Below are 15,416 nucleotides of genomic sequence, written 5' to 3'. Positions count from 1 at the left end.
CATCTAGAGCCCGACCCCAGCACAGCGAACCCCGCCTCCCACCACAGGAAAGCGGGGTTCTCGCACGTCAGGGGCTACTTGGCCAAGTGCCGGCTGATGACGAGGCGCTGGATCTGGTTCGTCCCCTCGAAGATTTGCATGATCTTGGCTTCGCGCATGTACCGCTCGACCCGGAACTCCCGCGTATACCCGTACCCCCCGAACACCTGCACCGCGTCCGTCGTCACCTTCATCGCCGCGTCCGTTGCGACCAGTTTGGCGACGCTCGCCTGGCGGCTGTACGGCAGGCCGGCGTCGCGGCGGCGGGCGGCGTCCAGGTACGTGGCGCGTGCGCTGTCCACGGCGGCCGCCATGTCGGCGAGGAGGAAGCCCAGGCCCTGGTGGTCGATGATCTTCTTGCCGAACGTGCGGCGCTCCTTGGCGTAGGCCACCGCCTCGTCCAGGGCGGCCTGGGCGAGGCCGGTCGCGCAGGCGGCGATGCCGAGGCGGCCGCTGTCGAGGGCGCTGAAGGCGATCTGCAGGCCCTGCCCCTCCTCGCCGATCAGCCGGTCGGGCTCCAGGAGTACGCCGTCGTAGTGGGCGGCGGTGGTCGGTACGGCGTGCAGGCCCATCTTCTCCTCGGGCCGCCCGAAGGTCAGGCCGTCGGCGCGGCCGGGCGCGAGGAAGCAGGAGACGCCGCGCGAGCCCGTCCCGGTGCGGGCGAACAGCGCGTAGAAGTCGGCGATCCCACCGTGCGTGATCCACGCCTTGTTGCCGGTCACCCGGTAGCCGTCCGCGACCCGTTCGGCCTTGCAGGCGAGCGCGCCGGCGTCGGAGCCGGCCTGCGGCTCCGACAGGCTGTAGCCGCCGATGATCCGTCCGGCCAGCATGTCGGGCAGCCAGCGCGCCCGCTGCTCGGCGCTGCCGTACGTGGCCACGGGGAAGCAGGCCAGCGTGTGCACGCTCGTCGCGACCGCGACGGACGCCCAGCGCATCGCCAGCTCCTCGATGACCTGCAGGTAGACCTCGTACGGCTGGCCGCCGCCCCCCTGCTCCTCCGGGTACGCCAGTCCGAGCAGTCCCGCCTCGCCCAGCGTGGCGAACAGCCCTTCCGGGTAGGTCTCGGCGCGCTCGTGCTCGTCGACCCGGCGGGCGAGCTCCTTGTCGGCGATCTCGCGGGTCAGCTCGATGAGGTCCTCGGCGTCCTGGTTCGGCAGCAGGCGCTCGACTGTCACACTTCCTCCTGACGAGGGGCGGGTGCTTCCAGGTGGGCCAGCGCGGTCGCCGCGCGCTCGCGGAACTCGGCGACGCGGGCCAGCTTGATGTCCTCGTACCCGCGGATCAGCTCGGGCAGCCCGGCGACCTCCGCGACCGCGGCGGCGGTGGCCGGGGTGAGCCGGTCGAGGGCGGCGCGCACCAGCTCGCGGTACTCGCCGACCAGCTCGCGCTCGACGCGCCGCACCTTCGCCAGCCCGAACACGTCGAACGCCGTCCCGCGCAGCACCCGCGCCGCCCGCAGCCCGCGGAACAGCACCGGAGCCGTACGGCGCAGCTCGATCTTGCGCTTCATGCCCATCGCGCGCAGCACCGGCGGGTGCAGCAGCACCGACACCTTCGCGTCGGGGCCGTGCTCGCGCTCGCGCCTGGCCCGCTCGGCGGGGTCGAGGTGGAGGCGGGCGACCTCGTACTCGTCCTTGTATGCCATCAGCTTGTGCAGGCCGCGGGCGTAGGCGAGGGCGATCGCCGCGCCCGCCTCCTCGCCGGCGCGCTCGGTGGCCCGTTCGGCGATCCTGCGCACCTCGTCGGCGTACGAGCGGGCGTAGGCCGCGTTCTGGTAGCCGGTCAGGTCGGCGACGCGGACGGCCACCACCTCCTCCAGCTTCTCCATCGGCTCCTCGGCGGGCGGCAGCGCGGCCCGGCGGACGGCCTCGGGGTCGGTGACGGCGGCCCGGCCCCAGCGGAAGGCGGCGAGGTTCTGCTCGACCGCGGCCCGGTTGAGCGTGACGGCCCGCTCGATGGCTTCGGCGGACACCGGCAGCAGGCCCCGCTGGTACGCGGCCCCGAGCAGCAGCAGGTTCGCCGGCATGTGGTCGCCGAACAGCGCCTCGGCCAGCTCGTGCGCGTCCAGGCAGAAGACCTCGCGGGCCGACTGCCGCACCCGGGCGACGGCGGCGGCGTGGCCCGGCACCGGCAGGCGGCCGGTCACCATGGCGGCGGTGGGCACGACGGCGGTGTTGAGCACGGCGGCGGTACGGTCGGGGGCGGCCACGGCCAGGTTCGCGTCGGAGGCCGCGCCCAGCACGTCGAAGCCGATGAGCACGTCCGCGAGGCCGCGCGAGGCGCGTACCGAGCCCTCCGCCGGGCGCGCGGAGATGCGGACGTCGCTCACCACCGGCCCGCCCTTCTGCGCCAGGCCCGTCTGCTCCAGCCCGGCCGCGTGCAGCCCGTCGAGGTGGGCGGCCATCTGCAGGATCTGCGAGACGGTGACGACGCCGGTGCCGCCGATGCCCGGCATCCTGATCAGCACGTCGCCATGAGGCCGGTCCGGCTCGGGCGGGTCGACCGGCAACGCGGGCAGCTCACGGGCGGCGGGCCCGGCACCCGGCTCCACCAGCAGGAACGACGGGCAGTCGCCCTTCAGGCAGCTCAGGTCGGAGTTGCAGGACGGCTGGTGGATGCGGGTCTTGCGGCCGTACTCGGTCTCGACGGGCTGCACGGACAGGCAGGTGGACGCCTCGCCGCAGTCGCCGCAACCTTCGCAGACCCGCTCGTTCACCACGACCTTGCGGGTGGGCGTGGGCAGTTTGCCGCGCTTGCGCAGCCGCCGTTCCTCGGCAGCGCACCGGTCGTCGTGGATGAGCACCGTCACCCCGTCGAGCGCCGCGAGCTCCCGCTCGGCCGCGGCCAGCTCGTCGCGGTGCCGTACGGAGGCGATGCCCGCCAGCCGCACCCCCTTGTACGTCTCCGGCTCCGGCGTCGTGACCACGATCCGGCGTACGCCCTCGATCGCCAGCTCGTGCGTGAGCGCGGGCACGTCCAGCCGCCCCTCGGCGCGCTGGCCGCCGGTCATCGCGACGGCGTCGTTGTAGAGCAGTTTGTACGTCATCGTCACCCCGGCCGACACGGCGGCCCTGATCGCGAGCGAGCCGGAGTGGTGGAAGGTGCCGTCGCCGAGGTTCTGCACGAAGTGCCGGTCCTCGGTGAACGGTGAAAGCCCGATCCACTGTGCCCCTTCGCCGCCCATCTGGGTGAGGCCGACCTGGGTGCCGCGCCCGTGCCCGTCCAGGGCGATCATCGCGTGACAGCCGATGCCGACGCCGACCAGCGTGTCGTCGGCGGCGCGGGTGGAGGTGTTGTGGGGGCAGCCCGAGCAGAAGTACGGCGTGCGCGCCGCCACCATCGGCAGCCGTGTCCCGGCGAGGCCGGTCTTCCGGATGGTGACGGCCTGCCGGGGCAGGCGGTCGGGGCCGACGCACTGGGCGATCGCCCCGGCCACGTCCTCGGCGCCCAGCGTGCCGCGCGCGGTCAGCAGGTCGCGGCCGGAGACCACCGGGGGGCGTTCGACGCCGTACAGCGCCTGCTTGACCTGCCCCTCCAGGAACGGGACCTTGTCCTCGACCACCAGCACCCGATCGAGCCCGGCGGTCATGGCCGCCAGGTCGTCGTACGCCAGCGGGAACGGCATCGCCAGCCGGATCAGCCGCAGCCCCAGGTCGTCCCGCGCCCGCTCGTCCAGGCCGAGGTCGGCCAGGGCGCGCAGCACCACCGCGTACGTGGTGCCGGAGGCCACGATGCCGAGCCGGGTCTGGTTCGCGCCCGACATGACCCGGTTGAGCCCGTGCTCACGGGCGTAGGCGCGGGCCAGGTCGAGGCGGCGGGTGAGCATGTCGTGCTCGGCGTCCAGCGCGGCCGCTCCGAGCAGGAGGGGGGAGGGCTTGGCCGGTACGCGCTCCGGCGCCGGGACGCCCGCGCGCAGCGGGCCGAGGTCCACGGTGGCCGAGGCGTCGGCGATGTCGGCGACGATCTTCAGCCCCGTCCAGAGGCCGGTGGCGCGGGACATGGCCACCGCGTGCAACCCGAACTCGACGATCTCCGCGACCGAGCCGGGCGCGAGCAGCGGCAGCGACAAACTCTGGCACATCGGCTCGCACGAGCTGGGCAGCGTGGAGGACTTGCAGCCGGGGTCGTCGCCGATCCAGGCCACGGCGCCGCCGAGCGGCGCGGTGCCGGCCACGTTGGCGTGCCTGAGTGCGTCGGCGGCGCGGTCGAGGCCGGGGTTCTTGCCGTACCAGAAGCCGGTGACGCCCTCGTGGCGGCGGCCCGGCACCTGGCCGAGCAGCTGGGTGCCGGCCACCGACGTGGCGGCCAGCTCCTCGTTCAGCCCCGGGCGGAAGACCACGCCCGCCTCGTCCAGGAAGCGCGCGGCCCGCCCCATCTCCAGGTCCACACCTCCCAGCGGCGAGCCCTGGTAGCCGGAGACGAACGCCCGCGTGTCCAGCCCGCGCTCCCGGTCCAGCCACCGCTGCTCCAGGGTCAGGCGGACCAGGGCCTGGACGCCCGAGATCAGCACCCGGCCGTCCCGCGCCGTGTATTTGTCGTCGAGCGACACCGGGGTGGGGGTCACGCTCGCGCCCACGCGCTACCTCCTGGCTTGAACCGTTCCGTTGTGATGCCCTGCTGTGACGCCCAGCACAGCAAGCTGGACTGGTATGCGCAAGTATTAGATGAGAAGGTGCGCCCAAGACGCAAACAATATGAGGGGTTCGGCCCGTGGAGCGGGTCATCTTTGCGCCGTAGGGGAGGGGATCGGGCGTGCCTGAGGTGGACGAGATCGACCACCACGTGCTGCGGCTGCTCAGGGAGGACGGGCGCAGGACGTTCTCCGAGATGGCCGAGCTGGTCGGCCTGTCCGTGGCCGCCGTCAAGCGGCGCGTCGACCGGCTGCGCGACCTGGGCGTCATCACCGGCTTCACCGTGCAGATCGACTACGCCAAGCTCGGCTGGGGCATCGAGGCGTTCACCGAGCTGCGCTACCCGGGGACGACGCCGGTCAGCGAGATCGTCAGGACCGCGACCGAGGTGCCGGAGGTGGTGCAGGTCTTCACGATCGCCGGCGACCCGGACGCGCTGATCCACGTCCGGGTACGCGACCTCGGCCACCTCCAGCAGGTCATCGACCGGCTGCGCAGGGCCGGGGACGTGACGGGCACCAAGACGCTGCTGGTGCTCGGATCGTGGACCCGCGACGCCCTCGCGCCGCCGCGTACCTCTCGCTGACGGCCTCAGCGGGCCCTTCTCGCCGCGCGCCCGTGCCTGTCGAGGAACCGCACCATCAGGCCGATCGCGAGCAGGACCGGGACGCCGAGCGCCAGCATCCACAACGACACGCCCGTCATCGGGAGGCCGGCCGCGACCTCCTCGCCGGCCGGCCGCGGCTCCGTCTCCTCCACGTTGTCGCCCTCCACGTTGTCGCCCTTCGCCGCTGCGGGTGCGAAGGGCTTGTCCACGGGCTGCGGCGGCTCGTCGTACGACGCCTCCGCGAGCGGCTCCCGGTGGTCCGGCCGCTCCTGCCGGGCGGGCGGGGACGGAGGGAGCTCCGCGGGAGCGGGAGCGGGCTCCACCGTGGTGGACGCGCAGGAGCGGTTGTCGGCGCGGTCGCGGTCGCGGCCCGCCGTACGGACCGTGGCGCAGTTCTCGAACGGGACCGAGGGGCCGGGTGCGATGGCGAGCGCGAGCGTGCGCACCTCGCCGGGAGCCAGGTCGCCGAGGTCGCAGGCCACCGTACGGCCGCTGCCGGGGCACTCGGCGGCCGGGCGGTCGGTGACCGTCGCCCCCGGGTCGCGGTTCCTGCTCCACACCGTGACGTCCGCGGCCCTGGCCGGGCCGTGGTTGGTGACGGTGAGCAGGTAGCCGATGACGTCGCCGGCGTGTACGGCGGGCGGGGCGGCCAGGACCAGCTCCACGTCGGCGAACGCCCGTACCGGGGCGGCCAGCAGCGCGACCTCCGCCGGCTCCGCGTCCGGGCTGCCGGTGGCCTCGGCGCGCGCGACGACCTCCACCCCGTCCCGGAGCGACGGGTCCACAGTGATGGGGAGGTCGTAGGTGACGTTCTGGCCGGGGAGGAGGGTCGTGCCCGGTCCGCCGCAGGTGACGGCCCGGCCGGCGCGTTCGCAGCCGTCGGGGAGGGCGGCGGGGTCCGGGGTGAGGGCGGGGTCCAGTGTGTCGGTGACGGTGACGTCCGCGGCCTCGGCGGGGCCGGTGTTCGTGACGGTCACCCGCAACGTCGCCCGCTCGCCGGCGATCAGGGTCGCAGGCAACGCCTCCTGCCGGACGCGCAACCGGACCTCGCGTTCGGGCCCTGACGCGCCGGGCCGCGACCCGCTGGTTCCTGATGCGCCGGGCCGCGACCCGCTGGTCCCTGGCGCGCCGGGCCGTGACCCGCTGGTTCCTGATCCGCCGGTTCCTGTCCCGCCGGGCCGTGACCCGCCATTCCCTGGTCCGCCGGTCCCTGACGCGCCGGGCTGTGGCCCGGCCGGTCCCGGCTCGGTGGAGAGATCACCCATCTCCTCCGGCTCTCCCGCGGCCATCGGCCCCAGCCGGTCAGCCGTCCAGGACCGCCACTCGTTCCGCCCCGGCCGGTCCAGCCGCGGTCCCGCGGTCGCGACCCCGGCGGGACCGGGGACCCGCCGGGCCCGCCCCGCGGCCGGAGCGGCCGCGGCCGACTCACCGCCGATCAGGCCCGCCCGGGACGGCCGCTCACCCCAGTCGCCGCCCCCGACCCCCAGCACTGCGAGCGCGACGACCGCCGCGATCCCCGGCATGCCCATTGCGTCCCGTCCCCCCGCACGAACGTGGCGTACGTGCCCGACCCGCTGGCGATCCTCCTCCAACCGGCCCCGCCCCCACCCCCGCCGAGACCCGATCGGTGCCCCGCCATGAACCACTCTTTGCCCAGCGTGAACAACCCTGGCCCGCCCCGCCGACCGGCGCCTACCGTCGTACGCATGTCGCCCCGCCCGGCCCGCTACGACGCCGTCGCCGACTTCTACGCGTCCGGCTGGCCGGACACCATCGACGACCCGGCCTCCCTCCGCCTGCTCTCCCTCGCCGAGCCGATCGCCGGTCGCCGGATCCTCGACCTCGCCTGCGGCCACGGCCGCGTCACCCGCGAGCTCGCCCGCCGCCGCGCCACCGTCACCGGCGTGGACATCTCCGAAACCCTGCTCACCGTCGCCCGCCGGGCGGAACGCGAATCCGCCCTGGGCATCACCTACGTCCACGCCGACATCACGGCGCCGGAGCGATCCTGGCTGCTCTCCGCGTCCCCGTACGACGTCGTGACCTGCAACTTCGGCCTCTCGGACATCGACGACCTCGACGCCGCCATCGCCGCGACGGCCCGTGCCCTGCGCCCCGGGGGGACGTTCGTCTGCTCGATCCTGCATCCCTGCTTCCCCGGCGGCCACCACGTCTCGGGGTCCTGGCCGGAAGGGGGCCGCTACCACGACGAGGGCTGGTGGCGGGCGGGCGGCGAGCTCTCCTCGCTCCGCCGCCAGGTCGGCGCCAACCACCGGACGCTGTCCACCTACCTCAACACGTTCCGCCGCCACGGACTGCGGCTGGACGTCCTCGCCGAGCCCGAGCCGCCCGAGGACTGGACCGCCGAACGCCGGGACGCCGCCCGGCACCCGGTCTTCCTCGTCGCCAGGTGCGTCAAGGACGGCTGACGACGGCGACGGCCGCCCCCGTCGCCGGGAGCGGCCGTCGTCGTCAGCGGGTCAGCCGTTCGGGCAGGTGTCGCGGTATTCGGAGATGGCGATGCCGCGCGGTGCCGGGCAGAGGAACGGGTCGTAGCGGGTGTCGTCGTCCACCCAGCGCTTCAGCCAGGCCACCATCGACTTGGCCATGGTGGTGTTCGTGGTCTGCGGGAAGAAGTGGCTGGCGCCGGCCAGCTCCAGGTACGCCTTCTCGGACGAGGCCGGGATGCTGGTGTAGAAGGGCTGGGAGTGGGTGGCGACCGGGGCGACGGCGTCCGCCTGACCGCCGATGATCATGGTGGGGACGCGGACGCCGCTCCACGACTTGGTGAGGTTCCACGGTGCGATCGGTACGGCGGCCTGCAGCGACGGGCGGTCGTTCGCGGCTTCGAGCGTGCCGCCGCCGCCCATCGAGTGCCCGGCCACCGCCAGGCGTGAGCTGTCGATGCGGTTGCGGATCGTGGTCGAGCTGCGCTGCGTCAGGTAGTCGAGCGCGGCGAGGAGCTGGCGGCCACGGCTGGCGGGCTGGTCGTAGATCGTGTTGGTCTCGATGCCGATGACCACGAAGCCGTGCGAGGCGATCCGCGGGCCGAGCCAGGCCAGGCTGGACCAGGTGGCGGTGTAGCCGGGGGAGATCGCGATCGCGCCGAACGTCCCCTGGCTGGTGTCCGTCGGGTAGTAGATGACGCCGCCGCCGAAGCCGCTGACGCTGAGCGAGGAGACGCTCTGCTGGGCGGTGGCGAACGGGCCGCGGCTCGCCTCCAGCAGGGAGTCCGTGGGGTTGGGGCCGCGCTCGTACGGGCTCGCGGCCTGGGCCGGCGCGGCGGTCGCGAGGCCGCCGGCGGCGAGGGCTAACGCGAGGGTGAGCGCGGAGGTGAGCTTGGTCAACGTTCGCGCGCCGCGGTGGGGGGTGGAGAGCTGCACGTCGTCATACTCCCTGCTCGTCGGGGGGTTACTGCCGTACCTCGTCATTGTTGGGACGGGCAGTCAGGCGCGCATCGGTGTAATCACCGGTTCATCCTCACGAAATGAACAGGCGGGTCAGCTCGACCCGCGAGCGTACGCCGAGCCGGCTGAAGATGTTGCGCAGGTGGTGCTCGACGGTGCGGCGGCTCAGGAAGAGCTGTTCGGCGATCTCCTTGTTGGTCGCGCCCCCGGCGACCATCCTGGCGATCTGGAGCTGCTGCGCGGTGAGGAGAGTGGCCGTGTCCGGGGCGGCGGCGGTGGGGCGGGTCGTGTCGCCGGAGGCGCGCAGCTCGGCCCGCGCCTGGCCGGTCCACAGGCGGGCACCGTACCGTTCGAACGTCTCCAGCGCGGCGTGCAGATGGTTGCGGGCGGCGCCGGGGCGGCGCTCGCGGCGCAGCGCGCTCCCGTACAGCAGGCGGGTGCGGGCCGTCTCGAACTCGCACATTCCCTGCCCGTGCAGCTCCAGCGCCTCCTGGAACAGCTCGTCGCCCTCGCCGGGCGGGGCGAGCAGCGCGCGGCAGCGGGCCACGAGGGCGCGCAGGTCGGGGCTGCGGGTGCTGCCGACCCAGCGTTCGAGCACGCGCAGCGCGGCGGAGGCCCGCTCGCGGTCGCCGGTACGCGCGCACGCCTCGATCAGGTGCGGCGTCGCCATGACCCGGATGACGACGTGGCCGTTGCGGCGTTCCGCGCGCAGCCGCTGGGCGGCGTCGGCGGGGCGGCCCGCGGCCAGGTCGAGGTAGGCGAGCGCCCAGTTGCCGATCGCGCCCGCGAGGCCGAGGTCGTGGGCGTCGGCGAGGCCGATGGCGGCGTCGGCGCGTACCCGGCAGGTCTCCTGGTCGCCCTCCACCGCCGCGGTGATCGCCAGCCAGGCGAGGTGCTGGGCCGCCGTGTTGAGCTGCCCGGTCTCCTGCGCCAGGCGCAGGCCGCGGGCGGCGGTCTCGGCGAGCGAGGCGTAGCGGCCGGTCCAGTAGTCCGGGTAGATCATGTACTCCAGGAGCTGGGGGATCGCGGAGGCGACGCCCCGGACGCGGGCGGACTCGACGGCGCGGGCCGACAGGCGGTGGGCGATGACGTCCTCGCCGAGCAGCATGCTGGCCACGCACGCCCACGCCAGCACGGACGGGTCCCGTACGGACCCGGCCAGCTCGACCACGCGCCGGAGCGGGCCCGCGGCCTCCTCGTGCGAGCCGCTGAACGTGGCCGCCATGCCCGCCAGGTACTCGAACATCAGCTCCGTCGGAGCGCTCTCGTCCGGCCGGCGGAGCGCGGCGGCGTGGCGGGCGATCGCGATGAACGCCTTGTTGTCGCCCGCGCGGTAGCTGGCGTCGGCGGCCCGGACCAGGGCGCGGACGCCGAGCATGCGCTGCTCGCCGTCCAGCAGCCGGCCGGCGGCGGCCAGCAGTTCCTCGCGGGCGCTGCCCGTCTCGCCGCCGAGCAGCTCCAGGCTGCCGCGCAGGAACTGTACGCGGCCATGCAGCTCGTCGGGCGGGGCGAGGTCGGGGGCGGGCAGGGTGCGCAGCCGGGCGAGGAGGGAACGGGCGGCCTGGGGGCGGCCGGAGGTCCAGGCGAGACGGGCGGCGGCGGCCAGGCGCTCGGCCTTGAGCGTGGGGTGGGTGGTCAGGTCGGCGGCGCGTTCCAGCGCCAGGTACGGCTCCGGATGGTCGTCCAGGGGACGCGCGCCCAGGGCGGCGGCGGCCAGGTCGTCGGCGACGCGCGCGGCCGGGGCGTCCAGCGCCCACGACCGGTGCCAGGCCCGTCGCAGCCGCGTCCCGGGGGATTCGCCGGTGGCGTCCAGGCGGCTGCGGCGGTGGCGGGCTGGGGGCGCGGTGAGCAGGGTGGCGAGAAGGTGGTGAGCGTGCCGGCGCTCGGACAGCGAGGCGTCCTGATAGGCCACGGCTCGCACGGCCGGGTCGCGGAAGGCGTACCGGTCGCCGACGGCGAGCAGGACGCCGGCCTGCTCGGCCGGTTCGAGCGCGGTCAGCGCGCAGGCGGGGCGGGCGGCCCGGAGGAGGGTGGCCACGTCCAGGGCGGGGTCGGCGGCGATCAGGAGCAGCAGCCGGCGGGTCTCGCGGGGGAGCGCGGCGAGCAGCGCGGCGTGCTCACGCCACAGCCGGCCGCTTCGGGGGAGCGTCGTGGGCGGGGCGGCGGCCCCGGCGAGCTGGTCGGGGGTGAGCGAGCCGATGAGCTCGGTGAGCGCGAGCGGGTTGCCGCGGGCGACGGCGTCGAGTGCCGCCACCAGATCCTCCGGCAGCCGCCGCTCCGGGGTCAGGTCGGCGGCCAGCTCCCGTACGGCCTCCTGCCCGAGCCCTCCGACGGCCCGCGCCGGCACGCCGTCGAGCCCGGACGGGGACCGGGCGGCGAACAGCAGGGCGACGCGTGCCTGTCCCAGGCGGCGGGCCGCGAACGCGAGCGCGTCCCTGCTGGCCGGGTCGAGGCGGTCCACGTCGTCCACGCAGGCGAGCACCGGCCTGCCGTCGGCGGCGACCGCCGACAGCAGACCGAGCACGGCGGCGGGCAGCACCAGGCCGGGAGCCGTCGTACCGGACTCCAGCGCCTCCCGCAGAGCACGGACCTGCGCCTCGGGAAGCACGTCCGCCGCTCCGGCGATCGGGCCGAGCAGGCCGTGCAGCCCCGCGTACGGCAGCCGCGACTCCGCCGCCACGCCGGACACCCGCAGCACCAGGAAATCGGGCGTCGCGCGGACCACGGCCAGATCGAGCAGCGCCGTCTTGCCGATGCCCGCCACGCCCGTCAGCAGCAGCGCGCCGCCCCGCCCGTCGCGGGCGTCGTCCAGCAGCCGCAGCAGCGCGCTCTCCTCGTCGCCGCGCCCGCGCAGCAGGGGCATGGGCATGGGCAGGCGCGGATGATCGTGGCCCGATGACACGCCCACCAGTGTTACCCGGAGATGTCATCTCTGAAAGGGCCCCCGTCAGAAGACCGGTGATGCGGGGGATCGCGCGGTACGGATCGCTTGAGTGCCGGCAGTGCTGGGATCGCCGCCAGCAGCACGGCAGTGAGCGCAGCGATACCGAGAAACGCCTCTTGCACGCCGGTGGCCTCAGCGAGCAGGCCGAAGTAGGCGGGGCCGGCGAGATAGCCGAGATAGGCGACCGTGGAGATGGCAGACGTGGCTCGTCCCCGTAACTCGTCGGAGACGGGTCGAAGACCGTAGGACAGCAAGGTGGGAAAGAGCACCGACGTGCCTGCGGAGGCGGCGATGACACCCGCCAAGGCGAGCGGCAACGTGGTGGCGGACGCCGTCAGCGCCCCTCCAGTCGTAGCGATCACGCATGCCGCGACAAGACTGACGAGCGGGCGTCGCAACGTGATCGCGGCAGCGGCGAAACGCGCCAGCGCGGCGGTTGTGGCGAATGCCGCCGGCGCGACGGCGGCCAACGCGGGCGAAGCCGTGAACGCGTCGGTCAGGAGGACAGCGCTCCAGGACTGATAGGCGTTCTCCGATGCGAACCCCAAGGCGCCGATGGCACCGATGACGCCCAGGGCGGCCCACCGCCCGACACCACCGGCGTGCGCGGGAACCTGCTGCCCGCCAGGCTCGACAGCGTTCTGAGCAGGGGCCGAGCGCGTGGCGGCGACGACGGCCAGACCGAGGGTCACGACGGCCACGGCGCCCGCGGCAAAGTTCACGAGCAGGCTGTGCGCCATGCCGGTGAGCGCACCGGCGCCCAGGCTCGAGACCGCCACCGTGGCGGAGAACGCCGCGTGCGAGCGGGCTACGACGGGGCGTCCGGTCCGCTGTTCGACCGTCGCCGCCAACGTGTTGATCGCCACGTCAGCCGCTCCCGAGCCGGCTCCCACCAAGAGGACACCCAGGCACAACGCGGCATAGTTCACCGAGGCGGCGGAAAGTACGACACCCATGACGCCCAGCAGCGCGAGGAGCGCTCCGGCGACACGCAGCCCCAACGCGTCGACGAGCCGCCCGGTCACCAGCATGGCGGGCAGAGCGCCGGCACCCACGAAGAGCAGGACGACGCCGAATTCCGCATCGCTCACGCCGGCTTGGGCTCGCAGCAGGGGCAGTGTGGCACCCCACACGCCCCAGAAGGCGCCGAATCCGGCGAAGCCTATGAAAGGCGCCGCATGGAGCAGGGTCGCGGGGCGAGTTGTCGTGGTCTGCATCTGTGTAACGCTACACAAATAGAATGGCCGCGTGCCGACGAACCGCAGACGCGTGACGCTGAAGGATGTGGCGGCTCGTGCTGGTGTGTCCCCGATGACCGCCTCCTACGCTTTCAACCGGCCGGCGCGGGTCGCGGCTGCCACCCGCGACCGCGTGCACCGCGCGGCCAGCGAGCTGGGGTATCTCCCCGACGCCGTGGGCCGCGCGCTGAAATCCGGTCGAACGCATCAGATCGGGGTGGTGTTCGGCGAGCATCTGGCGTACGCCTTCGACGATCCCCAGGCGGCGCAGTTCCTGGCCGGCGTCGCGGAGGTCTGCGTCGAGGAAGGCCAGGGCCTCACCTTCATCCCGACGAGGGGCGACGCCGCCGACGTCGGTCGTGTGCTGTCCGCGGCAGTCGACGGCTTCGTGCTGTGGACGACCACGGAGGACGACCCGGTGCTGGCGGCGGTTGCCGGCGATCCCCGCCCCGCTGTCATCCAGGGCGGTCCACAACGCGAGGGGATCACGTGCGTCACCCAGGACGACTACCGGGCCGCGCTCGCGATCGCCTCCCGGGGGCTGACTGAAGGCCGGACGCCCGTCGTGATCTCGTTCCCTCTCGATCGTCACCGTGAGCACGTGGTGACGACCGGCGCGGATCTGCGGACGCGCGCGCCGTTCCCCGTGACGGACGCGCGTCTGCGTGGCTATCGCGCCGCCATCGAACAGGCCGGGTTGAGCTGGACCAGTACACCGATCGCGGTCGTGGCTCGCAACACCCGGCGAGACGGCCTCGCGGCAGCGCGAGAACTCGCCCCTCAGCTCGCTCCCGACGCGCTCGTCATCGCCATGAGCGACGAGCTCGCCCTAGGGGCCCGCCAGGCCCTCCAGGAGACCCACCCGGACGTCGCCTACCTCGGCTGGGACGCCTCACCGGACGGCCGGCGGCTCGGCATCACGTCCGTCACGAACCCTCTGCGAGAGCAAGGTCGCCGTTGCGCCCACCTGGCGCTCACGCTCGACCGACCGGACAACCAAGAGATCCCGTGGACCATCACTCCGGATCTCGCGCCCGGTACCTCACCGCCTCAGCAGTCCTTGTAGGCGTGGCGGCTGCTGTTGTACGAGCACTTGTGGACGAGCTGCCCCCGGGCGTTGCGGAGATATCCGGTGTCCTTGACCTGGTTCCAGATGTAGGCGAGGGTGCCGCCGCTCCTGCCCCAGTACAGCGGGGTGGAGGTGTCGCGGCCCCTGCCGGTCCGCAGGGTGACGGTCTTGCCGGCCCTGAGAGTGAAATCGCCGAACGTGTAGACGTGGTCCGCTCGTGCCGTCTCGTCGCGGACGGTCCAGCCGCTGAGTTTGACCGCGCTCCGGCCGGTGTTCCTGATCTGTACGTACTCGCCGTTGAGGCTGCTGTTCGCGCCGAAGTCCGGTGAGCCGGGCGAGTCGTACCAGATCCGGGAGATCTTCACCGTGGGGGCGGCGGCCTGAGCGGGAGCAGCCGGCGTGAGAGCGGCGGCGGCCACCAAGGCGGCCAGAGGGGCGACGAGGCGCACTTGTAGTCCTTTGGGGGTGGGCGTGCAGTTCGTGTGTATGACGCCCCATAAAGGGCTGGCGTTCACGCCTTCTTCGCCTCATCGTGAGTCCTGGGGACGACGGTGCGAAGCGATGGCGGAAGGGCCGATCACATGAGGCGACGCGGTACGCAGTACAAGCGCGTCATGGCGGCCGTCCTCCTGGCGGTCACCGTTCTGGTGCATCCGTATCCCGCACACGCCGAAGCCGTGGCGTGGCTGGTAGGCGTCGAGGACTGGGACGGTGACGGTCACCAGGATCTGATCGCCCGCAGGGCCTCCGAGCCGGAAGTACAGGTGTATCCCGGCATCGGCACGCGCGGCTGGAGTTACAAGCTGCCCGCCACCGTAGCGTGGGGGTGGCCCTGGAACATGATCGTGAGCGCGGTCGGCGACTGGGACGGAGACGGCCACCAGGATCTGGTCGTCCGGTACGGGGATGAGTTCTACCTGTATCCCGGCGACGGCAAGACGGCGATGACGCCTCCTGTGAAGATCAACGACGGTGGCGTCGGCTACTCACTCAGAGCTCTTGCCGATTGGGACCGCGACGGCTTTCAGGACCTCATCGTCCAGAACGTGAAGTCGTGGGACGTGTACATGATCCCCGGCAACGGGAAGCGCGCTCACAGTGCGCCGGGGTGGGTGCTGATCGGCACCGGTCTCCAGGACCACAACCTGCAAGATGTCGCGGACTGGGACCACGACGGTCACCAGGATCTGCTGCTCTGGCAGGACGGCACCGAAATCCTGTGGCTCTACCCCGGTGAGAGCGTGCGCGGGCTCAGCGGGCAGAAACCCGCCAAGCTCAGCGACGGGTGGAACTGGCGGTACGGTCGCTGGCCCTGCAAGGTCGCGGACTGGGACGGCGACGGCCATCAGGATCTCATCGCCGCCGATGTCCAGACACGGGACGTCGAATACCCGGATGTGTGGCTCTACCCCGGTGAGAGCCGCCGCGGACCCAGCACGCAGGAGGCCGTGCGCATCTTCTCCGGCGTGACCTGCTAGTTA

General features: G+C 73.2%; 11 protein-coding genes. 4 read left to right on the top strand and 7 right to left on the bottom strand.

Features of this window, described 5'->3' with window-relative positions; genetic code table 11:
* Positions 1-74 precede the first annotated feature (74 nt).
* The gene (locus tag SMD20_RS18420) at positions 75-1,214 is read right to left on the bottom strand and encodes an acyl-CoA dehydrogenase family protein (RefSeq protein WP_329582490.1); all 1,140 of its coding nucleotides are present in this window, start codon (positions 1,212-1,214) and stop codon (positions 75-77) included.
* Entirely contained in the window at positions 1,211-4,615 is a 3,405-nt protein-coding gene (locus tag SMD20_RS18415; RefSeq protein WP_329582487.1) for an indolepyruvate ferredoxin oxidoreductase family protein, read from the bottom strand. The genes SMD20_RS18420 and SMD20_RS18415 overlap by 4 nt, the downstream gene beginning before the upstream one ends.
* 176 nt (positions 4,616-4,791) lie before the next feature.
* Here SMD20_RS18415 and SMD20_RS18410 point away from each other — a divergent pair, with 176 nt between their 5' ends.
* A complete protein-coding gene (locus SMD20_RS18410) occupies positions 4,792-5,256 on the top strand; it encodes an Lrp/AsnC family transcriptional regulator (RefSeq protein ID WP_329582485.1) in 465 nt (154 codons plus the stop codon).
* 5 nt (positions 5,257-5,261) lie between these two features.
* On the opposite strand, the gene SMD20_RS18405 is transcribed toward SMD20_RS18410, so the two are convergent.
* Positions 5,262-6,542 carry a hypothetical protein gene (locus tag SMD20_RS18405; protein WP_329592588.1) on the bottom strand — a complete coding sequence of 427 codons (1,281 nt, stop codon included), beginning with the start codon at positions 6,540-6,542 and terminating at the stop codon, positions 5,262-5,264.
* A gap of 441 nt (positions 6,543-6,983) precedes the next feature.
* On the opposite strand from SMD20_RS18405, the gene SMD20_RS18400 reads away from it, so the two are divergent.
* Positions 6,984-7,706: a class I SAM-dependent methyltransferase gene (locus SMD20_RS18400; protein WP_329582482.1), complete on the top strand. Its 723-nt coding sequence runs from the start codon at positions 6,984-6,986 to the stop codon at positions 7,704-7,706.
* 51 nt (positions 7,707-7,757) lie between these two features.
* Here SMD20_RS18400 and SMD20_RS18395 read toward each other — a convergent pair whose 3' ends face one another.
* From SMD20_RS18395 to SMD20_RS18385, 3 genes are all read right to left on the bottom strand, one after another.
* On the bottom strand, positions 7,758-8,624 hold the full coding sequence (locus tag SMD20_RS18395; RefSeq protein WP_329592586.1) for an alpha/beta hydrolase family protein: 867 nt from the start codon (positions 8,622-8,624) through the stop codon (positions 7,758-7,760).
* Positions 8,625-8,757: 133 nt separating this feature from the next.
* Positions 8,758-11,553 carry a LuxR C-terminal-related transcriptional regulator gene (locus tag SMD20_RS18390; protein ID WP_329582480.1) on the bottom strand — a complete coding sequence of 932 codons (2,796 nt, stop codon included), beginning with the start codon at positions 11,551-11,553 and terminating at the stop codon, positions 8,758-8,760.
* A 44-nt stretch (positions 11,554-11,597) separates the two neighbouring features.
* Positions 11,598-12,845 carry an MFS transporter gene (locus SMD20_RS18385; RefSeq protein WP_329582479.1) on the bottom strand — a complete coding sequence of 416 codons (1,248 nt, stop codon included), beginning with the start codon at positions 12,843-12,845 and terminating at the stop codon, positions 11,598-11,600.
* A 31-nt stretch (positions 12,846-12,876) separates the two neighbouring features.
* Between SMD20_RS18385 and SMD20_RS18380 the strand changes: the two genes are divergently transcribed.
* Positions 12,877-13,932: a LacI family DNA-binding transcriptional regulator gene (locus SMD20_RS18380; protein ID WP_329582476.1), complete on the top strand. Its 1,056-nt coding sequence runs from the start codon at positions 12,877-12,879 to the stop codon at positions 13,930-13,932.
* Here SMD20_RS18380 and SMD20_RS18375 read toward each other — a convergent pair.
* Positions 13,917-14,384 (bottom strand): lamin tail domain-containing protein, encoded by a 468-nt coding sequence (locus SMD20_RS18375; RefSeq protein WP_329582473.1) that lies wholly within the window; start codon positions 14,382-14,384, stop codon positions 13,917-13,919. The two genes, SMD20_RS18380 and SMD20_RS18375, sit on opposite strands and share 16 nt — an antisense overlap.
* 165 nt (positions 14,385-14,549) lie before the next feature.
* Between SMD20_RS18375 and SMD20_RS18370 the strand changes: the two genes are divergently transcribed.
* Positions 14,550-15,413, top strand: coding sequence for an FG-GAP repeat domain-containing protein (locus SMD20_RS18370; protein ID WP_329582471.1), 864 nt, complete (start codon positions 14,550-14,552; stop codon positions 15,411-15,413).
* The last annotated feature ends 3 nt before the right edge of the window (positions 15,414-15,416 follow it).

The sequence above is a fragment of the Nonomuraea sp. LP-02 genome, from assembly GCF_036289125.1.
Lineage (GTDB): Bacteria > Actinomycetota > Actinomycetes > Streptosporangiales > Streptosporangiaceae > Nonomuraea > Nonomuraea bangladeshensis.
The sequence above is the reverse complement of the archived record's forward strand: the minus strand, read 5'-3'. Positions and strand labels throughout refer to the sequence as shown.